At 40.1% G+C, this 21,460-nt stretch carries 11 protein-coding genes and 4 tRNA genes; 11 read left to right on the forward strand and 4 right to left on the reverse strand.

All coding sequences use genetic code 11. From position 1 onward, the window contains the following. The first annotated feature begins 209 nt into the window (after positions 1-209). The 5 genes from AC1TO5_RS12310 to pdaA all read left to right on the forward strand — a co-directional run bounded on the left by AC1TO5_RS12310 (position 210) and on the right by pdaA (position 1,620). Positions 210-284: transfer RNA gene (locus AC1TO5_RS12310), tRNA-Glu, on the forward strand. A gap of 3 nt (positions 285-287) precedes the next feature. After that, positions 288-363, forward strand: a tRNA-Thr gene (locus AC1TO5_RS12315). A gap of 7 nt (positions 364-370) precedes the next feature. Further along, positions 371-445 (forward strand) — tRNA-Gly (locus AC1TO5_RS12320). Positions 446-451: 6 nt separating this feature from the next. Continuing rightward, positions 452-528, forward strand: a tRNA-Pro gene (locus AC1TO5_RS12325). Positions 529-816: 288 nt separating this feature from the next. Further along, on the forward strand, positions 817-1,620 hold the full coding sequence (gene pdaA / locus AC1TO5_RS12330) for a delta-lactam-biosynthetic de-N-acetylase (protein ID WP_482063638.1): 804 nt from the start codon (positions 817-819) through the stop codon (positions 1,618-1,620). Positions 1,621-1,772: 152 nt separating this feature from the next. Here the strand turns inward: pdaA and yhbH are convergent, their stop codons facing one another. Next, the gene (gene yhbH, locus AC1TO5_RS12335) at positions 1,773-2,924 is read right to left on the reverse strand and encodes a sporulation protein YhbH (RefSeq protein ID WP_482063123.1); all 1,152 of its coding nucleotides are present in this window, start codon (positions 2,922-2,924) and stop codon (positions 1,773-1,775) included. Between the two features lie 311 nt (positions 2,925-3,235). Beyond that, positions 3,236-6,703, reverse strand: coding sequence for a glycoside hydrolase family 2 TIM barrel-domain containing protein (locus tag AC1TO5_RS12340; RefSeq protein WP_482063124.1), 3,468 nt, complete (start codon positions 6,701-6,703; stop codon positions 3,236-3,238). 312 nt (positions 6,704-7,015) lie between these two features. On the opposite strand from AC1TO5_RS12340, the gene AC1TO5_RS12345 reads away from it, so the two are divergent. Continuing rightward, positions 7,016-8,173: an exonuclease SbcCD subunit D gene (locus tag AC1TO5_RS12345; RefSeq protein WP_482063125.1), complete on the forward strand. Its 1,158-nt coding sequence runs from the start codon at positions 7,016-7,018 to the stop codon at positions 8,171-8,173. 3 nt (positions 8,174-8,176) lie between these two features. Continuing rightward, positions 8,177-11,317, forward strand: coding sequence for an SbcC/MukB-like Walker B domain-containing protein (locus tag AC1TO5_RS12350; RefSeq protein ID WP_482063126.1), 3,141 nt, complete (start codon positions 8,177-8,179; stop codon positions 11,315-11,317). A gap of 59 nt (positions 11,318-11,376) precedes the next feature. Here the strand turns inward: AC1TO5_RS12350 and AC1TO5_RS12355 are convergent, their stop codons facing one another. After that, positions 11,377-12,084, reverse strand: coding sequence for a tetraspanin family protein (locus AC1TO5_RS12355; protein WP_482063127.1), 708 nt, complete (start codon positions 12,082-12,084; stop codon positions 11,377-11,379). Between the two features lie 130 nt (positions 12,085-12,214). On the opposite strand from AC1TO5_RS12355, the gene AC1TO5_RS12360 reads away from it, so the two are divergent. Then, the gene (locus tag AC1TO5_RS12360; protein ID WP_482063128.1) at positions 12,215-12,595 is read left to right on the forward strand and encodes a DUF423 domain-containing protein; all 381 of its coding nucleotides are present in this window, start codon (positions 12,215-12,217) and stop codon (positions 12,593-12,595) included. 98 nt (positions 12,596-12,693) lie between these two features. Beyond that, positions 12,694-14,559 (forward strand): putative bifunctional diguanylate cyclase/phosphodiesterase, encoded by a 1,866-nt coding sequence (locus tag AC1TO5_RS12365; protein ID WP_482063129.1) that lies wholly within the window; start codon positions 12,694-12,696, stop codon positions 14,557-14,559. A 66-nt stretch (positions 14,560-14,625) separates the two neighbouring features. Here the strand turns inward: AC1TO5_RS12365 and AC1TO5_RS12370 are convergent, their stop codons facing one another. Further along, positions 14,626-15,060, reverse strand: a complete 435-nt coding sequence (locus AC1TO5_RS12370) for a hypothetical protein (RefSeq protein WP_482063130.1) — start codon at positions 15,058-15,060, stop codon at positions 14,626-14,628. A 284-nt stretch (positions 15,061-15,344) separates the two neighbouring features. Here AC1TO5_RS12370 and AC1TO5_RS12375 point away from each other — a divergent pair, with 284 nt between their 5' ends. Both AC1TO5_RS12375 and AC1TO5_RS12380 read left to right on the forward strand, forming a co-directional pair. Beyond that, positions 15,345-15,650 carry a YunC family protein gene (locus AC1TO5_RS12375; protein ID WP_482063131.1) on the forward strand — a complete coding sequence of 102 codons (306 nt, stop codon included), beginning with the start codon at positions 15,345-15,347 and terminating at the stop codon, positions 15,648-15,650. Between the two features lie 243 nt (positions 15,651-15,893). Continuing rightward, positions 15,894-21,452 carry an S-layer homology domain-containing protein gene (locus tag AC1TO5_RS12380; protein WP_482063132.1) on the forward strand — a complete coding sequence of 1,853 codons (5,559 nt, stop codon included), beginning with the start codon at positions 15,894-15,896 and terminating at the stop codon, positions 21,450-21,452. Positions 21,453-21,460 lie beyond the last annotated feature (8 nt).

Consider the following 21,460-nt stretch of genomic DNA (forward strand, 5'->3'; position numbering starts at 1 on the left):
GAAGTACCCAAGTGGTTCAAGGGGACCCTCTGCTAAGGGGTTAGGCTGCGCAAGTGGTGCGTGGGTTCGAATCCCACCTTCTCCGCCATTTTTACTCTGGCAAACATCGAAAATATTACAAAGATATTAAAGTAAATGAAATATCATAATAATATAATTCATGTTTTGAAAGAATAGCGGTAAAATGCTAGATTTGTATTACATAGTAAGGCCCGTTGGTCAAGTGGTTAAGACACCTCCCTTTCACGGAGGTAACAGGGGTTCGAGTCCCCTACGGGTCACCATTAGCCGTTGTAGCTCAACTGGTAGAGCAACTGACTTGTAATCAGTAGGTTGGGGGTTCAAGTCCTCTCGACGGCACCATTTTTTTGCGGAAGTGGCTCAGCGGTAGAGCATCGCCTTGCCAAGGCGAGGGTCGCGGGTTCGATTCCCGTCTTCCGCTCCATATTTACGGGATGTAGCTCAGCTTGGTAGAGCACCTGGTTTGGGTCCAGGGGGTCGCATGTTCGAATCGTGTCATCCCGACCAGTTTATTACAGTCAACTCTTTAGCATTTTGCTAGAGAGTTTTTTTGTGCTTTTTTATTACTTATCAAGATCTGATTTTTGAGGTAATAACGCCTCTCCTGTTCGCTAACATCCAAATAGTAGCTAATTTATCTAATTAGCGCATCGTATGTCCGTTCGTTTTTCGTTAAGCTCTGCTTTTGCTTTGAATGATAATGATTGTATGAAAATTACCCGAAATGGGTAACTTAACTCAATATATCGAATAGAAATAAAAAATCTATAGGAGGAATTGTTCGTGAAATCTAGTATGAGGATAATAGTTATGCTATTGGTACTCTTATTGAGTGCAACAGCACAGTTTTCGTCTGAAAAGGTGTCTGCGGCTGAACAAGATAAAACGCATCATTTTGGATTTAAGAAAAGTGTTGATGAGAAGCTACCTTCGATTCAAGAGGAAGGCTTTGCCCATATTATTGAGAAGAATAACGCTTTATTTCTTGGTAATACATCGAAAAAGGCGCTATACCTTACCTTTGATAATGGATACGAGAATGGTTTTACTACACCGATACTCGATATCTTGAAGGAAAAACAAGTACCAGCGGCGTTTTTTGTTACGGGTCATTATATTCAAGATCAACCTGATCTTATTAGGCGAATGGCTAAGGAAGGACATATTATTGGCAACCATTCATGGAGTCATCCTGATATGACGACGATGAGCAACGATCAGATTAGACAAGAGCTGGCAAAAGTCAAAGACGGTGTAGCTCAGTTAACAGGTCAATCCATGATGAATTACTTACGGCCACCAAGGGGCATATTTAACGATCGTGTACTAGCAATTAGCCATGAGGAAGGATATATAAGTGCCTTTTGGTCACTTGCCTATAAGGATTGGGAAGTGAATAAGCAAAGAGGTGCTGATTATGCTTATCAACAGGTGATGAAGCAGATTCATCCTGGTAGTATTATGCTTATTCATTCCGTATCAAGTGATAATGCAGGAGCGCTAGCACGTATTATTGATGATGCAAGAGCAAAGGGATATACATTTGAAAGCTTAGATCAGCTAATGGCTGAAAGATTGTTAGAAATTTTTTTTCCCTAGAAGTTTAGGTTCAAAGAGCAGGTTTTTGAACTACCTCAAGAAGTAATGGATAGATTAGCATGAAAAACTTATAGGTAAGATACAAGGAGCCCCTCTAGTCCACGTTAATGGAATAGAGGGGCTTTAATGTCTGGAATAAAAAAGTTTGCTCCTTATGTCGTTGGCTGCTTGGCAAAGAAATGGGTGAGTGCCTTATACACTTCCCCTTTATCCTTAATGACAGAAAATTTGAACTTTTTATTTGAAATATGTTTATATGCACTCATTAGCGTACTATTCCGATTGTACTGATTAATCTCACCGTAGCCAAACATATTACTTACTTCCATGAGCTTCTCAATTAACCGTACACAGCGTTCATTGTCTGAGGTAAGATTATCACCGTCTGAGAAGTGGAAAGGATAGATATTCCATTGTGCAGGCGCATAACGTTGCTCAATAATATCAAGCACACGTTGATAGGCTGAGGAGCAGATCGTACCGCCACTTTCACCACGAGTGAAAAATTCCTCTTCGGTTACTTCCTTCGCTTCCGTATGATGAGCGATATAGACAATCTCTACATGCTCATACTTACGTCTTAGAAAACGACTCATCCAGAAGAAATAGGAACGTGAACAGAATTTCTCGAAAGCGCCCATACTGCCGGACACATCAAGAATTGCAAAAATAACGGCATTGGATTGGGGCTTTACAATTTCTGTCCATGTCTTATAGCGTAGATCATCTGGTGAAATACCGCCAATACCTGCTTTACCCTCATTAGCATTGCGACGTAAATTTTCGAGCAGTGTACGTTTCTTATCGATATTGGACATAATCCCTTTCTTGCGTATATCATGGAACACAATTTCGGTTGTTTGCATCTGATCCTTCTGCTTCTGTTCCAAATTAGGGAGCTCCATCTCATCGAACAGCATATCCTCTAGCTCATCAATACTGATCTCAGTATCAAATACATCTTCGCCGGGTTGGTCTCCAGCGTCCTGTCCTTTACCTGGTTTTTTGCTAAGCTGTGGATCTACACCAAGTACATCACCAACCTGAGAGTCTCCATCACCTTGCCCGACATGTTGCTTCTTGTTGTAATTATAGATGAAATGAGCTTCATCTAGGCTCTTAATAGGCACTTTAACGGTGCGGCGACCATCAGATAAGATGATGCTTTCATCAGATACTAGATCAGGTAAATTATTTTTAATCGCTTCTCTAACACGCTGCTGATGTCTTGCTTGATCATTATAGCCTTTACGATGTAAGGACCAATCCTCACGAGATACGATAAATAGGGGCTGCTGTTGCATCGTTATACACCTCATTTCTGTATCCACATTACTATGTATACATTGTATGCAAAGCTTAAGCATGTATGATGAAATGTTCATGTTGGAATTTACAGAGGAGAGGACAATAGCAATTAGCACAACTTACTAATCCTGAGCTTGCTGAGCGATCGATTGAAGTAGTATTCATATGGCATATGGTATCTTTCTAATTATTGGATTAGTGAAGAGAAGAAGGCTGAGTAATAATAGTGGAGTTAATTAAGAAGGGGCAGTTCCTCGTCATTGTGCTAATGACATGGAACTGCCCCGTTTCTTGTCTGCAATAAATACTATGAGAATTTGAACCAGCTTAAGTCAAACTGACTACCTGGCAAGAAGACGAAGGTTACCGTTTGTTTGCCTTTAATTGCTTCTAGCTCATACTCATTTACCGTATAGTCGTCTGAATAACTGAACTCTACTAGCTGCTTACTATCGCCATTGTCACCGCTGAACAAAATAGTAATTGTATTTTTATCAATTGGTGAATGTCCACAGATCGTTAGCTTTGATGTACCCGCTTCGCCAAAGTCCATATCCTCGAAAATAATCGATACATTGTTACCAATATTTTCAATAGACTGCTCTGTAATTGTGAAGGAGTCACCGTAAAGATGATTATGATCTAGCGCACACAGCTGTTCGAAAGCTTTATTAATTTTCGTGAACTGTAATCCTTTCAAATGGATTTTACGGTTCAACACGATAGCAAATGAAGTGACGCCTGTAAGTCGTTTGCCAAGCTGATACGTTTCTGGCTGATAGACGTTCCAAATCGTTTCCTTATGATAAGGCACAGTTGCGAGCAATGTTGATTGCGGTTCATGTGGATGGCCTTCCCATAGATCCATCGTGAATGGTTCACCATCCAACGAGAACACAGGCAATGTCACTTCATTAGTGCCATAGCTACCAAAATCAATTTTATCGAAGAAAATAATACTTTCGCCTTCACGAGCTGTAGCGACTCCACGCTCATTACCATTCGTTAGATTAGAGCTTTGTTCATTGTGATAGCCTGCAGAAACGAAATCATATGGGTTAATAAAAGCTTGACCCAATCCGGAGATACTGAACTCCATAAGCGAATAATGTTTAATCGACTCCGAACCATTCATCGTTCCACAGCGAATATAAAGTTCACCATCACCTAGAGCGGTAATAACAGCTTGATGACCATTCGTTTCAAGTGTTGCCATATTAGCATCTACACCGGCTACGTTCGTAATTCTCCATTGAACGTCTTGATGCGTAGCGTTGCTCGGATGGATTTTCACTTGAACAGGAACGGATTGCTTCTCTGCATTAAGCTGATTACCTTGTGGACAAATAATCTCGATTTTTCGAACAGGAATATTATCTGAAGCAACGTCTACTACAGTATGATCGGCCTGCTGCTGAGGAGCATAGGAATAAAGTGAAGAATGTTCCTCAGTATCGCTTGTCTGTTCAGGTGCGACAGCTAACAATGTCAGCTCATTGCTCGGCAAGCTATTAGCTTCAGCACGAACTTTAATCTCACCAGGCTCTAGTGTACTAGCAATAATAGCAAGTAGCTTACCACTGAACATAAGACGATTCGTACCTTTGTAGCTATCATAATCTGTGCTATCGCCGTTATCTAAGCCAACAAGTCTTCCAGCACCTTCAACGGTAACATGAACGCGATTATTTGCATTCGCAACTGGCTGACCATGCTCATCGGTCGCGGAAATTTCGACAAAGATGAGATCTGAGCCATCCGCTTGTAAAGTTTCCTTATCAGCAGTTTGCACAAGTGCTGTTGCATCTCCGAATGAAGCTTGACTATCAGTCGCAATAATGTTGCCTTGTTCATCGTAAGCAATAGCTTTCAAAATACCTTTCGTATAAGGAATTTGCCATTCACCTAATAGCTGTACACCATGCAGATGATCGATATCGTATACGCCTTGCGATACATCATTGAAAAACAGCTCGATTTTCGGTGCATTAGAGCAAACACGGACATCGATTAATTGACCTTCTGAGAAATCCCAATACGGGAATATATGAACCATCGGACTTACTTTATAGTTGGTCCATTCCGCTTGGTAAATGTAATATGAATCCTTTTTGAAGCCAGCAGTATCTAGCTGTCCAAAGTAAGAGTTTTTCGTATGGTAAGGAGTAGGCTCACCGATATAGTCAAAGCCTGTCCATATAAATTGACCTAATGAGAATGTTGCATCACGATCTGCTGTAATACAATATTCCGTGTTTTTGGCTCCCCAGCTAGTCGAGCTATTGCCAAGTGCTGAGCATTGCTCATCATCATCAGCTAAGACAGACTGTGCTAGCGGGAAGTGATAAATGCCTCTACTTTGCACGGTCGAAGCTGTTTCGCTTCCATAAATGATCCAATCAGGATGTTCTTCATGGTGACGGTCGTAATATTTCTCTGCATAGTTATAGCCAGCAAATGTCACGATATCCGCACATTTCTGAGCATTTTCCCAAGGCATATAGTTCGATCCAATCGTTACGACAGCATTTTTCCGGGGATCATGAAGCAGTACCTCATCTAATAGCTCCTGAGTAAGCTCCTGACCGCGTACATTAGCATGTGTATCGTAGATCTCATTACCAATACTCCACATCAGCATGCTTGGACGATTACGATCTCGACGAACCCAGCTAGCGATGTCCTTTTGCCACCACTCTTGATAGAATCTCGCATAATCATAAGGATTTTTCGGTCGCTCCCACATATCGAATGCTTCAGATACGATAAGAACACCCATTTCATCGGCTAATTCCATTAGCTCGACAGCAGGCATATTATGAGCGGTACGAATGGCGTTAACGCCCATTTCCTGCAATAGCGTAATTTGGCGACGCAGTGCAGTTTTATTGACTGCAGCACCTAGACTACCAAGATCATGATGCTGACATACGCCATATAATTTCACATGACGATCATTAAGGAAGAAACCTTTATCACGATCAAATTCTATTTTGCGGAATCCGAAGTTTTGTGTTTCTAAGTCCGTGCTAGCGCCATTAACAAGCAGCTCGGTTTGAAGTCGATACAGATTAGGGGAGATCACATCCCATAGTTTTGGCTCGCTTACAGACATATTGCAATTAACCGTTATCGTCTGGCTAGCTTCAGCAGCAATAACAATTTCTTGCTCAGCAATGATCGCATTGGCAGCATCAATAATTTGATGACGAACTTTATATGTAGCTGTGGTATCAAGTTGCTCAGAGAACGTAAACTCAGCATCAATAGCGACTGTCCAGACAGTTCCACTTTGCTCAGTAGTAATATAGATTCCTTCGGATACGATATGGTTTTTCGGATACGATTTCAGCCATACATTACGATAAATACCTGCGCCTGAATACCAGCGAGAGTTGGGTGATTGATGAATGACTTGAACATAGATTTCATTGTCGCCAACGATTAAGTATTGTGTAATATCAAGCTCAAAGCTAGAATAGCCGTTTTTCCATGTGCCAACCTCTCGTCCGTTGACAAATAAAGTGGAGTCCATGTAGACGCCTTCAAAGTAAAGTGATGTTATCGAATGTGAGTCAAGCTCTTTTAAGTGTAGCGTTTTGCGATACCAGCCTTCACCATTTTCATATAAATTATTCGAATCATAGATTAGCCAATCATGAGGAATAGTTACCGGCATCCAAGCGAATCCACCAGCAACGACTGTTTCTAAATTAGTATGTAGTGGCTGTTTCGTAAAATACCAATCATTGTTAAATTTTATTTGTAAACTCATATGTGTCTAGCTCCTTTAACGAAAAAAGTAATTTAGTACATGAATACATGTTCAAAAGTTCTAAAACTAATAAGTAAACATCTGGAACGCGTATGACATAAGTTAGTCCACTATGAAATCATAGCATGTAAATAGTTTTTTCTCTATGGTTAGAACTTTCTTTATACTCTAAAAAGTTAACATAAAGTGTTCTAAATATCGACACGGAATTGAGCATAGAACATCACGATCTACTAGTATGAGATAAGCACATGATGGTACACTAGAGCTAGGAAAAATTATTAGAATAAAATGTATGAAAGGATGACGGCATTGAAAATTTTTCATACAGCAGACTGGCATCTCGGCAAAATAGTACAAGGTGTTTATATGACGGAGGATCAAGCGTATGTGCTTGATCAATTTGTTAAGGAAGTGGAAGAACAGCGGCCTGACGTCGTTATTATTGCAGGTGACCTATACGATCGAGCAGTTCCTCCGACTGAGGCAGTAGATCTACTGAATGATATATTGGAACAGCTAGTACTGAAACTGAAAATTCCTGTACTTGCGATCGCAGGTAATCATGATAGTCCTGACCGTATTGATTTTGCTGTAAAATTAATGGAGCGTAACGGATTGTATATGAGTGGACAACTACGTTACCCGATAGAGCCAATTATTATGCACGATGAATACGGGGAAGTACATTTCTATCTTATTCCGTATGCTGATCCTGCCATTATTCGTTATCTAATCGGTGATGAATCCATTCGTTCGCATAATGATGCGATGGCAGCAATCGTAAGTCATATTAAAAGCAATTGGGACCCAACTGCAAGACATATACTTATTGGACATGCCTTTGTTACGCCTTATGGTGAACAAGAGCATAATACAAGCGACTCGGAGCGTCCTTTAGCAATTGGTGGTGCGGAATATGTAAACGCACAGCTATTACAGGATTTTGATTATGTCGCGCTTGGGCATTTGCATCAAGCACATCATGTTGGTACCCCGCATATTCGATATGCTGGATCGCTGTTGAAATATTCGATCTCTGAGGAGAATCACTATAAAGGTTATATCGTCGTTAATCTAGCTGGTCAAGAGGTTACGACTGAGAAAACATTACTTGAACCAAGACGAAATATGCGCCGTGTTGTTGGAGCTATTGCTGATATTGAACGGCATTCGATTAATGATGATTACGTCTATGTGACATTAACGGATGAAAATCCCGTACTGTTTCAGATGGAAAAAATTCGAGCTGTGTATCCGAATGCGATGCATGTCGATCGAATTGCCTCCCAGCGCCGTAATTCCGAGGACAATCAAGAACGGGCGACTAGCGTTATGAAACAAGAGCTGAAGCCTTTGGAGCTATTTGCAGCCTTCTATGAAGAGGTGAGAGGTACAGAGTTAGCTGCCGAGAAGCGGGAACGATTTGCCCAGGCGTATGAACAGATGATGCAGGGGAGTGAGCAATAACGAATGAGACCATTAGAATTAATATTAACGGCATTCGGACCTTACCGTGAACGTGAGGTTATTGATTTTCTAGAATTGCAGGATCATCGCCTCTTCGTAATATCCGGCAATACTGGAGCGGGGAAAACAACGATATTCGATGCGATCTGTTTTGCGCTGTATGGCACTGCAAGTGGCGAGGATCGTGCGGAGATACGGATGCTGCGTAGTCAATTTGCCGATGAGGCAGTTCATACATCAGTAGAGCTACGCTTTATGGTTAAGGATAAGCAATATCGCGTATTACGGCAAATGAAACATCGCAAAGGTAACAATAAAGGCGAGACCGGGGAAAAGATTGAGCTATATGAAGTAACGGCTCAAGGAGAAGTACCAGCTGTCGACCGTTTCATTATACGTGATGTCGATATGAAGCTTGCTAACATTATGGGACTAACGAAGGATCAATTTAGTCAAATTGTAATGTTGCCGCAAGGAGAATTTCGTAAATTATTAACATCTAGTACGGATAACAAGGAAGACATATTGCGGAAAATATTCCGTACGGAAAGATTCGATCAGCTTGAACAAATTGTTGGTAATCAATATAAGGCGATGCAGGAGCAATATCGGCAGCAGCAAGGATCACAGATCAATACGATCTTGCATATTGCTGAGCAACTGCCATTACGCGAAGACTCCATGCTAGCAGCTACATTCGCTCAGGAGCAACGTAATGTGTTTCAAGTGCTAGAAGGATTGCTAGATGAGCAAGTCTATTACGAGGCTGAGCAGCAACGTCTGGAAGCGCAGAAGATTATCCAAGCTGAGCATCTTTCTGGAGCAAGACGCGAGCTGCAAGAAGCTGAACAAACAAACAGTAAGCTACATGAACATATGCAGAAGCAGCAGGAGCAGCTTAGTTTGCTTGAGCAGCAGACGCATTATGAGGCAGTTCAAATAAAAATTCGACGTGGCGAGCAAGCATTATTTGTATCGGCATATGAAGCGCGTTATGAGCGAGCTTGCAAGCAACTTCAAGAGCGTCAATTACAATGTGTGCAGCAAAAGAAGCAGCTAGTCGAGGTAGAGCAGCGGGCAGCAAGTGTGCAGCTGCGTTATGCAAAGCAGGAACAAAAACAGCAGGTAAGAAAACAAGTAGAATTAGAGCTACATGAATTGCAGCAGCTATTACCGATTGTACAGCAATATGGTCAATCTCAGCAGCAACTAGTCGAGGCGCAGCAGGTTGAAGAGCGGAGCAGCCAAGTACTTCAAGAGCTAGATGTGTTTGTTCTTCAAGGGAAAGAGCAACGGCTTCAATTACAGAAATTATTGCAAAATGTTGATGATTATGGGCAGCACTCACTTCAGTTGCAGTCTGCGATGAGTGAAGTTGAGCAACAAGGCAAAATAGTAAGTAAAATGCTGGAATATACTAACGAATTACAGCAGCTGGAAGGAAAAAAAATAGCGATTCGTGAATATGCACAACTAGCTTTACAGGAGCTACAGCAGCAGGAGCAATTATGGATTGAAGGTCAAGCTAGCGAGCTTGCTCGTCATCTTCACGATGGTCTTCCTTGCCCAGTATGTGGTAGTGGGGATCATCCGCATAAAGCGAAACCATTAGTGGAGATGCCAACTCGAGCTCAAATCGACGTATATAAAGCGAATCATTTGAAGCGTGAGCAAGAGCTATTATTATGGCAGGCTCAGCGCTCTGCAAAGTATGAGCTATTAGAGCAGCAACTAACTGGTTTGGAATCTTCCTTGCAGCAGGAGCTGAAGGCATTGCTGAAGGGTGATGCGCCGGTTGAATTACAACTGCAACAAAGATTAGAGAATGAGCAGCAGCAACTGCGTGTAAGCTGGAAGCAACTCAAAGAGCAACATGATCAATTACGAAGTAAGCTAGAACTTGCAGAGCAGCAGAAGCAGCAATTGCAGCTATTAGAACAGGAGCTTGAGCGCAAGGAGCAACAGAGAGTTCAATATCAAGATAAACTTCAGCAAGCTGCTGTACATAAGGCGACGCTAAGTACAAAGCTTGAGCAGTTAGAATTGCGTGTGCCGGTAGATCTGCGAAACGTTAGTAGCTTACAGATGCAATTAGTAGAAAAGCAGCAATTACTCGCAACACTTGAGAATGAGTGGAAGCTGGTAGTAGAGGAAAAGGCTGAAGTAGAACGGCTAATGGCAGCAGCTACCGCTCAAGTGGAGCATACTATGCAAAGCTTAGCCGGCGACGAGCAAGAGCTAACTATTAGTGATGCGGAATTCAAGCAGCAATTAGTGGAAGCGGGCTTCGCTAGCCAGGATCAATATAGTGCTGCAAAGCTATCGAGAGATGAGCTAGAACAAATGACGTCATCCTATACGGCATATCGTGATCAGCTTACTAGACTCGCTACGCAATTAGAGTGGCTAGAGCAAACGATTGCAGGCAAGCAAATTGTCGACTGTATTCCATTACAAGCGAAGCTAGAACAGCTACAGCAGCAATTTGAAGTACTCATTACAATGGAAAGTCAAACTGTCCACTATTTACATGAAATTAAGCAATATATCATTAAGCTGCAAAGTAATAATGGACAATTACAGGAGCTTGAACAGTCGTTGGCGATTACTGCTGATCTATATACGACAATGAAAGGCGATAACCCGCTGAAGCTATCTTTCGAACGATATATTCTTATTGATTATTTAGAACAAATTATCGAGATGGCGAATATCCGACTAGCTGCGCTATCCAATGGGCAGTTCGAACTTAGGCGTAGTGATCGACTAGAAACACACGGCAAGCAAAGTGGGCTTGGGCTTGATGTGTACGATGCCTATACGGGTCAAAATCGTGATGTCAAAACATTATCTGGTGGAGAGAAGTTCAATGCTGCATTATGTCTTGCTTTAGGAATGACCGATGTTATTCAATCTCATCAAGGTGGAGTTTCGATTGAAATGATGTTTATCGATGAAGGATTCGGTTCATTAGATGAGGAGTCTTTGCAGAAAGCGATTGCTACCTTAATTGATTTACAGCGAGCAGGTCGAATGATTGGAGTCATTTCACATGTTCAGGAATTGAAGGATGCATTACCTGCATGTTTAGAAGTATCGAAAAATCGCGACGGACATTCTCAGACTAGATTTATAGTGAAATAAAGAAAGACTCATCAATCTCTCACAAGGAGAGTAGATGAGTCTAACGATACCATTGCTACTTATAAACCTGATACAACGATTGAAAAGACGAAAAATATAAATCCACCGACTACTAATAGACCATTGAAAATTGTACCTAAAATACCGAAAATTTTACGGCGGTTTTTCATAAATAAACTAATAACTCCAAAGATTAGTCCAATGAAGCCGAAGAATCCTGAACTGAACATTAGCAATACACCAACAATGATCCCGACAAAGGATGGAGGGAAACCACCATCACTATTCAAAATTAGTTTTTCGATATAGGTTGGATCACTCATTAGTTCAAGATCTGTTATGCTTAATGATGATATACCAGAGAACATAACGATAAGCCCGATAACGATTACGAGTATTGAAACTAATGAGAAGATAAAGCTCGTAATACCAAGACCAGAATGCTTCAAAGGTTGAATGGGACCTGATGGTGGCGCTCCATTCGGATACTGCGAATGATTATACTGCCCAGAAGCATTATTTCCAGCGGCTGGATCATATGTTTGTGAATACTGTGGTTGATCACCAGTTGCATACGCTGTAGGAGCAGCATTTTGTGCCCCAGCATGCTGAAGCTCTTGTGAAAGGTTCGGATTGAACGTTCCAAATGCTTTGAACGACTTCCCTTGTGACGGTGTTACTTGCTCCGAAGTTTTCTCAGATGATTGTGAGGGTTGATTGTCATTACTCGGAGAGGGGCTAGATTTTGATTGGTTATTCTCTTCCATAACAAACTCCTTAAACTTTTTTTATTTTCTTCTGTTGACGAAACTTCTCGTAAATAAAAAGTAGCATCGAAAGCATAAGCTTTAAACTAGTTTTTACTATTATACAATAAAAATGAACAGGATGATGATAATGTTTAGAAAGTACTTTTTAATTGGGGCAATATTTGCAGCAATTGCTATAGCATTGGGGGCATTTGGCGCACATGGATTAAAGGAGATTGTGTCTGAACGGATGCTGCAAAATTTTGAGACAGGTGTTCGTTATCAAATGTATGGTGCTTTAGGATTAATGCTTATTGCACTCGCATCTACAGTTGTAAAAGATTATAAAAAGCTAGCTACCGGGGCAATGTTAATTGTCATTGGGATCATTATTTTCAGTGGTAGTTTGTACATAATGGCTTTAACGGGAGTGACGATACTTGGAGCAATTACACCAATTGGCGGTGTGTCACTTATAGCTGGATGGAGTTTTGTCATATGGGGAATTGTAGTAAATAAGGTAGACTAACATTTTTTTCTATGTTATTTGACATATTTCGATTATAATGGTGTATGTAGTGTGCTCATTAATATAAATCCACAGCGAGATGAATTGAGGGATTACAGTTGTTGAAGCGAAAACAGTTTAATTGGTTGGAGCCTTCGCTAGTTTCAGGCTATCTCATTGTTCTTTCCTTTGCTTGGATAGTCATCGCGATGTTTGGTCTAAATACGCTGAAATATCAAGTTATACTTGGCACAGTTGGAGCAGTTCTAATTACGACTGCGATTATACTGCTGCTTCGCTCTAGAAGAATAACATCAACTAGAAACTTTCATGAATCAATTGTAAGTACACTGTTTCAATCTAATGCCGTTGCCTTAACATTAATTAATCATGACGGAAATATTATTGAATTGAACGATACTTCCGCACATATGCTTGGTTATGAACGAATTGAAGAATTAATCGGGAAACCAATTATGAATGTTATTGAGCAATCCAGTCAAGAATCCGTAATGGAAGCATTAGAAAAGGTTAAAGAGGGCCAAATAGAAAAACTTAATATTCATGTTTTGCACCGATCGTCATTCCCTTTAGAGATTCAAATTAGCTGTGAGCCTGTTATCCAGCATCACAAAGTCATTGGGTCCTTAATTGTAAGTCATGATCTGAGTGATCATAAACGAAACTTAGAACGTATTCGCTATATGGCTTATTACGATGATATGACTGGTTTACCAAATCGTACATTATTTCAAATTAAATTAGATGAATGGCTAATGCGAGCAAAAGAAGATCAGCAGATGCTAAGTGTGTGTTACATAGATCTTGATAATTTCAAACTTGTAAATGCTTCATTCGGCAGAGAGTATGCTGATCTCATGCTGCTACAAATGGCGGATCGATTGAATCGATTATTATCTCCTAATGATGTTGTAGCAAGATTAGAAGGTGATGCTTTTGCATTGCTTCTGAATGAAATTGATAGTATCGATCAATTATTAGTAAGATCACAGCATATTCTAGATGTTATTAGTGAACCGTATGATTTGAAAGGTGTACCTGTACATATGGGAGCTAGTATGGGAATTGCCTTGAATCTTGATCCTAGCGATGATGGGTTTTCAATTTTCAAAAAAGCGGATATGGCATTGGTCAAGGTTAAGGAATCTTCGGGAGGTCATATTCTTATTTACTCCGAAGAGTGGAATAATTCCTCATATGAACGATTAAAATTACAACATGAAATTCATCGTGCCTTACAGCGCAATGAGTTCGAGCTATATTATCAGCCACAATATGATGTTATTCACGGTCGTATTGTCGGAGGGGAAGCTTTGATTCGTTGGAATCATCCGACTAAAGGATTACTATCCCCGATCCACTTTATACCACTAGCTGAAGAAAGTGGATTAATAGTTCCGATTGGTGAATGGGTTATTAGAGAAGCATGTCGTCAAAATAAAGAATGGCTGGACGCTGGATTGCCAATCGTTCCAGTTGCTGTGAATTTATCGATTAGACAATTTGTGCGAAACGAGATGGATTTACAGATTAAGCAAATTCTCGAGGAGACGCAATTACCATCCCAGTATTTGGACATTGAAATTACGGAATCAATGAGCATTGATATGAACGAGATGAACCGTAAGTTAATAGCGATAAGCGAACTAGGTGTTGGCATTAGTGTTGATGATTTTGGTACGGGCTATAGCTCATTCCATTATTTGAAGTCATTCCCAATTACTCGTTTGAAAATTGATCGTTCGTTTGTTACTGACATTTTGAATGAACAAAGTCATGCGGAAATTGTATCGGCAATAATTGCAATGGCACATAAATTGAATTTACAAGTTATCGCAGAAGGTGTAGAAACGACTGAACAGCTAGATTTTCTTCGCACATTACAATGTGATGAGATGCAAGGCTATTTGAAAAGCCCGCCTGTACCGGGACATTTCTTCGAAAAATTACTAGTTGCTGTATAAATCAAAAAGCCTACCAAGTAGCGAATAATGCTACTTGATAGGCTTTTTTTGAACTTACCTCTATAGTTAAACCTCTATGAAGTCTTCAATTTCATTCAACCGGAAAGTATATACTTGTTTTTCATCGACATGGTAAATGGTAACGATTTGATCGGTTTCATCGATATTGATGACTCGGCAAGGGATGCTTAGCTTTATACCTAGTCCGCGATTCACGATAAGTCGTACTAGTTTATTGTGCTCTTTGCACTGTCTAAATGCTTCGAGTCCTAATTCGTATTCATTAGATTCGACAGAGACAGCAATTGGTTTCGTTGTTTTTGCTTTTGCCTTTCGCTCTGCTATAACGTCACCTAGCTCAATGCCAGAAGTGATTTTATAATCTAAAAACTTAGCTTTGTTCAATTGTTCAATCAATTGTTGTAACGCGATTGCATGATGCTCATTCTCAATTAAAATTTCAACATTATATAGAAATGAACTTTGTTTTTTAATTGTCATATTAACTCCCTCCGCGTCACGTGATTGTTCTACTATATCATGATTTAATGTATTTCTGTAGTCCTACTTAAATGGTATTGATAAGAGAGTTTGTTGGGTGAAAAGTCCTTGTTTTCAAGATTATTCCGTAAATAAATGAACCTCTAGTAATAGTTTATGCAGTATTACGGGAAATAATATATGGTTAGTAGGCATATGCTATATAGGTTGTTCACTTACAAGCAAATGATGCATATAGTAACATACATTAACAATTCCAATGAACTACGAGAGGTGCATTCGAGATGATTAAGATGATACCGTTTCAATTGCGTAGTGGTGCTACAGTTATTGGTACGGAAGTAAAGTTACCAAAAACGACGTTATTATCCATTTCTACAGATAATGGCTATATTATGTGTGGAGCACTTGATGTGAGTTTACTGAATAATAAGCTTAAAGATCGAGCAATTATTGCAGGACGTGCTGTAGGCGTGCGAACCTTGGAAGAACTTATGGATGCCCCCTTAGAATCGATAACGGATGCAGCTGGAGCACTAGGAATAACAGTCGGCATGAAAGGGAAAGATGCGCTAGAAAAGATGTTATAGTAGCAAATAAAATAGCACGATATGATTATAAAATATAGTCATGTCGTGCTATTAGGTTAATGGATTAATATCTAATCATATGATAAAAATTGGTAATCAAAAAAACCAATCGCTTCCATGTAATAATATTGCTTTCATAGATTGTTACAGTAATATATATAATTTATTAATATAGTGAAAACAATCTCTTAATTATTGTTGATTATACTTAACTAGAATCATACATATTAGGAGCTGAGAAGATTGAAGAAGATATACAAGTTTATTTCTAGTTTAATGGTAGTCGCAATTGCACTATCAATGCTACAACCCGCTATTAACGTAAATGCGGCAATGCCAGTCACTCCTAGTTGGAGCTATGGTGAAGTTGTTGATATGAGACAAAGTGATCTCGGATTTGGAGCTACATATACTTGGATGGATATGGATGTTGAGAATGCAGTACAGAAAGTACATACAGTAGAATTTGATCCAACGAATCCTAATCTTAAATTAGTTAGTGCTACAAAAAATGGTTATGTATCAGGTATGAAGCCACTTACACAAATGGCTGATTATGTTGATGCTGAAGGTAGTCGCGTAATTGCAGGTATTAATGGTGATTTCTATGAAATTTCAGGTCAGGCAACGGGAGTACCCTCAGGGATTTTTATAGCGGATGGTGAAATATTGATCAGTCCTCAAAGTAGTTATGCATTTGGTATGACTGCTGCAGGAGAATCAGTATATGGCACTGTTTCATTAAATAGATCAATTACGATAGATGAGACAGATACACCATTAACTAGTTTGAATCGCTATCGCGGTACAAATCAATTAGTAATGTTTACAGACAAATATGGCGCTTCGACAGGCTCATCAACTCAAGGTGTTGAAGTTGTTCTTGATATTGTTTCGGGTGAAGTAGCGAGTGGCTCAGATCTGGTTATGACAGTATCTGAAGTGAAAATAGGTCAAGGTAATACGAAATTATCTGATGATCAAGTTGTATTATCGGCGTCTGGCGATAAAACTTCAATTATTGAAGCTTTGCAAGTAGGACAAGAGGTAACAGCAAATTTTGAATTATCAAGTAATTTCTCGGATGTCACAACTGCAATTGGAGGTAATGGACCACTTGTAGATAATGGAATTGCGCAAAATGTTGGACCAGAAGGAACTCATCCGCGTACTGCAATTGGTACGAAAGCAGACGGAACGATTGTGTTTTTCGAAGTAGATGGTCGTCAGCCTGGATTTAGTGAAGGTCTTGAAATGATGCAGGTTGCTAATTTGATGATTGAGATGGGCATTGTTCAAGCGATGAATTTGGACGGCGGAGGTTCGTCAACGCTTATCGCAAAACTTCCCGGTCAACAACAAGCAACAATGCTTAACACAGGCTCGGATGGCTTTGAGCGTAGTATTGGTAATGGTCTCTTGCTAGTCAATACTGCTCCTGAATTAAATGCTGCTTCTACAATAGCGGTCACTCCAAGTGTGGAACGTGTTCTTGTAGGCTCGACTGTTACATTTGCAGGGGCAGGGCTGGATACAAACTATCATCCTGCCGACCTAGCAGGAGGTATGGAATGGTCAGTAGATGAAGCTTTCGGAACGATTAATAATGCTGGTCAATTTACTGCGAGTAAGCAAGCAGGGGAAGCAACGATTCATGTAGCAGCTGCTGATATTACTGGCGAAGCGACAGTCGAAGTTATAGATACATTAACAGCATTACATTTCCCGGATGACGAGAAAACATATTCTTCAGGTGAAATGGTTCAGCTAAATGTTAAAGCAACACGCGATGGTCAAGTGGTGACCGCGAGTAATGATGATCTAATATGGAGCGTTACAGGAAATATAGGTACAGTAGATGACAATGGCATATACACTGCAACATCTGACACAGGTCAAGCTGGATCAATCCAAGTTAGCTTCGGAGATGTAACAGATTCATTCGTAGTTAATGTCGGAATTCCACCTGTCATTTTAGAAGGTTTTGAGAATGGCATTGATAATTATGTAGCTGCAGCAGATCGTGCAAATTCATATGCAATTGATTTGATTACGGACCAAGATTTCGTGCGAAATGGGGATGCAGCAGTAAAGTTATCTTATGATTTTACAGGCAGAGAGTCTACTTCAGGTGCTTATCTACAATCAAAAAATGTCGATACTAGAATTGCAATACCTGGCTATCCTGAAAAAATTGGGATGTGGGTCTATGGTGATGGTAAAGGTCATTGGCTACGAGCTCAGCTGCGCGATGGTAACAATGCGGCCATTGCCATCGACTTTACGAATGGAACAAAGGGTGTTGACTGGATTGGCTGGAAGTATGTTGAAGCACCAGTTCCAGCTGGACGTGCGTTACCGTTGTCAATCGAGAAACAAGTAAGATATATGGAGACAAGTTCTGCGAAGAAAGATGCCGGTGCTATTTATATCGATGATATTACCGTTACGTATGGCCCAGTTGAAGGTATTGATTATGACGAGCCAGAAATTGTATCGTTCTCTCCAGCAGAAGCTGCAATGGTTAGTACAGCTACGCCAGCCATTAAAATTACAGCACAGGATGCAGGCTATGATGCAGCAACTCATCCAGGAACTACATTGATAGATCCTGAAAAGACTCGTCTATATGTGGATGGCGTTCTAGTAACACATGGCTTCTATCCACCTAAAGGTGAAATTAGTTATGTACCGACAGAGCCATTAAGCGAAGGTAATCATACGGTGAAAGTTGCTGTTCGTGATTTGGCGGGTAATCAAACGATCAAAGAATGGAGCTTCAAAGTTAATCTAGGATCTCCGTACTACGAATATACGACAGAAGATGTTGTATATACAGGTCAAACGTATTCATTTGATATTAATGCTAAGGTAGCAGATGAATTAGTAGCTGGTCAGTTGGAGTTTAGCTATATGCCAAACGCAATGGACAATATTGAATTCCTTCCAAATAGTAAACTAGCAAATAATATGGTAGATTTCACTGTTGATGAGACAAATGGACTGCTGACATTGACATTAAGCGATCTGGCAGCTGCAAAGCTTTCGACTACAGATGCAATCGGTAGTATTTCTTATCGCATCAATTCAGATTATTTGGGTCCTTATTCGTTAGCAGAATTACGTGCTAATCCGAAAAAATCAATTCAGCTAAAAGTTGTTAATGGAATCGTTGAAACGGCAACGAAATCGGATATTAATTATAAAGGTGACACATTTAATCTGGACGTGCAAAGTAAATATGAGCTAACTTGGGATCATCATGCAACTTCAAAAGGTGAGCCTGCGGTATTTACAATTGTAGATAAAGTGAGTCGAGAGCCGATAGAGGGCGTACAGATGCTGTTCAATGGCACACTTGTTGCTGCCACTTCAGATGTTAATGGTCAACTTTTATCTAATGAAGTAACTACGGCGTCAGGTACGTACAATATACAAGCGATGAAGGATGATAACTATAGTCCAATGATGTCATTCGTCGTTGCACCATCTGCAGGAACAGTTGCTCCAATGCATATCAATGTGACATTCGGTAATGAAGTAACAACTGATCGCAATATATCTTGGAAAACAAGTGCAGATGCGAAAACTACTGTAGTAGAGCTTGTGGAACAATTAGAGTTTACAGACTTTACAGCAGATAATGTATTAAAAGTAGAAGGTACGAATTATTTATATACAACTGCTAATGATGGCACAGTACGAATTCACCAAGTAGAATTAACTGGACTAAAACCAGGTACTGAATATGTATATCGTGTAGGTGATGGAGCTGATAATGTAAGTAGCTCTGGTCAATTCAAAACAACTGGAGTGGAGCAGGATTCAGCTAAGTTTTTATTCTTTGGTGACTCACAAGCTGCTAATGCCGCTGGGTTCGATCTTTGGGGTGCAGTAGTAGATAAAGCAGTAACGGGTACTCCGCTAGCAGATGTAGATATGATCGTTCATGCTGGTGATATGGTCGATAGCGGCTACGAGCTTGAGCAATGGGACTGGTGGTTCAATGCTGTACAAAGCGAGCTAATGAACACTACTTTAGTTCCAATTATCGGTAACCACGAAGTGTATGGAGATAATGGGGCTGGCGATTATTTGGCGCAATTCAATAATCCGGACAGCGGGCTTGCATTAACAAATGGTACTTCATTCTCTTATGATATTGCTGATACTCACTTTGTAGTGTTGAATACAGAGATGGGAACGGAAGGGATTATTGAACAAGCAGCATGGTTAGATAAAGATTTGGCGAAAAGTGATGCAACATCGACAATTGTCTTCTTCCATCAAGGACCTTATGGAAGTACGTATCAGAACAAGAATGTACAAAAATATTGGGTTCCGATTTTTGATCAATACGGTGTAGATCTTGTTATGAATGGGCACGATCATATTTATCTTCGTACTTACAATATGAATGGTGGCGAGATCGTAGACAACAATGAACAAGGAACGATGTATTTGATTGGTGGTTCTTCGGGTCCTAAGTTCTATGGCTTGACTCCTTATTATTGGCAAGATGTTGTATATGAAGAGAATACACAAATTTATACAGAAGTATTGTCTGATGCTGAAGGTATTCATGTCGTTGTGAAAAACGTTGCAGGAGAAGTATTGGATGAGTTCATGTTATCCAGTGATAAAAAACCAGCACCTAAGCCTGATCCAAAACCTACTCCGAATCCAGGTACTGACACAGGCACGATTGAAGTTCCGGAAGTTGGTAAAGAAGGTATATTAACAATTACAACTGAGCAATTAACTTCAAGTGATAATGAACAGATTATTATTACTACGAAAGATAAAGTAACAGCAATTGTATTACCTGCGAATGTAGCAACTCTGCTTAATGGCAGAAGCCTTCAAGTGAACACGGATCTTTGGACAATGAGCATTCCAAGTGACGTATATTCAACTTGGAGCCAATCAACTTCTACTATTCAAGTACAAGTTGTAAATGAGACTGAACATGGGGAGCAACTTGCAGCTGTAGCTGGCAATAAAGCGAATGCACAAGTCACGGCAATAAGTAATGTATTTGAAGTTAAAGCAATGGATGCCGCAAACAAACTAGTGAGCGATCAATCTAATATGGTAACTCTTGCTATTCCGCTAGCTAAAGAGCAGCAAACTGCAACTGTAGCGCTGTATGAGGTCCAAGCGGATGGTACATTAATGTACGTATCAAGTACAATAGTAGATAATAAACTGCAAGCAAAAGTACAAGCGAATACTAAATATATTATCGTTAACTTTGATAAACAGTTTGATGATGTAGCGACTGATTATTGGGCAAATGAATATATTAAAGAATTAGTGGCAAAAGGAATTATTCAAGGGATTTCGTTAGACAAATTTGCACCTCAGCAAGAAGTAACTCGTGCAGAATTTACAACAATGCTTGCACGTATGCTTGGTCTTGAAGCTAGTGGCGCAACTACCTTCGATGATATAGTGGACAATAGCTGGTATGCAGCTGCAATCTCAGCAGCAGTTGAAGCGGGCATTGTAAATGGAAAATCAAGCTCAACGTTTGCACCTAATGATAATATTGAGCGTCAAGAAATGGCAGTTATGATTGCTAGAGCTTATCAATATGCTCAAGGTCAATTATTAACGGGTGTAGAAGCTCCATTCGCGGATATGGATAAAGCCGCAGGGTGGGCAGTCGCATCGATTAATGCAGTGTATGGCTCAGGATTCATTGATGGTAAATCTGCCACTCAATTTGATCCGAAAGGGTTAGGAACACGTGCTGAAGCTGCGAAGCTGATGCAGAAGTTATTACATGCAATGAAATAAATCATTTA

It is taken from the genome of Paenibacillus sp. Y930 (assembly GCF_056786375.1).

Excerpts from the sequence above, each read along its gene's own strand:
- pdaA (WP_482063638.1), top strand. The coding sequence starts at position 817 with ATGAGGATAATAGTTATGCTATTGGTACTCTTATTGAGTGCAACAGCA.
- yhbH (WP_482063123.1), bottom strand. The coding sequence starts at position 2,924 with ATGCAACAGCAGCCCCTATTTATCGTATCTCGTGAGGATTGGTCCTTA.
- AC1TO5_RS12340 (WP_482063124.1), bottom strand. The coding sequence starts at position 6,703 with ATGAGTTTACAAATAAAATTTAACAATGATTGGTATTTTACGAAACAG.
- AC1TO5_RS12350 (WP_482063126.1), top strand. The coding sequence starts at position 8,177 with ATGAGACCATTAGAATTAATATTAACGGCATTCGGACCTTACCGTGAA.
- AC1TO5_RS12355 (WP_482063127.1), bottom strand. The coding sequence starts at position 12,084 with ATGGAAGAGAATAACCAATCAAAATCTAGCCCCTCTCCGAGTAATGAC.
- AC1TO5_RS12360 (WP_482063128.1), top strand. The coding sequence starts at position 12,215 with ATGTTTAGAAAGTACTTTTTAATTGGGGCAATATTTGCAGCAATTGCT.
- AC1TO5_RS12370 (WP_482063130.1), bottom strand. The coding sequence starts at position 15,060 with ATGACAATTAAAAAACAAAGTTCATTTCTATATAATGTTGAAATTTTA.
- AC1TO5_RS12375 (WP_482063131.1), top strand. The coding sequence starts at position 15,345 with ATGATTAAGATGATACCGTTTCAATTGCGTAGTGGTGCTACAGTTATT.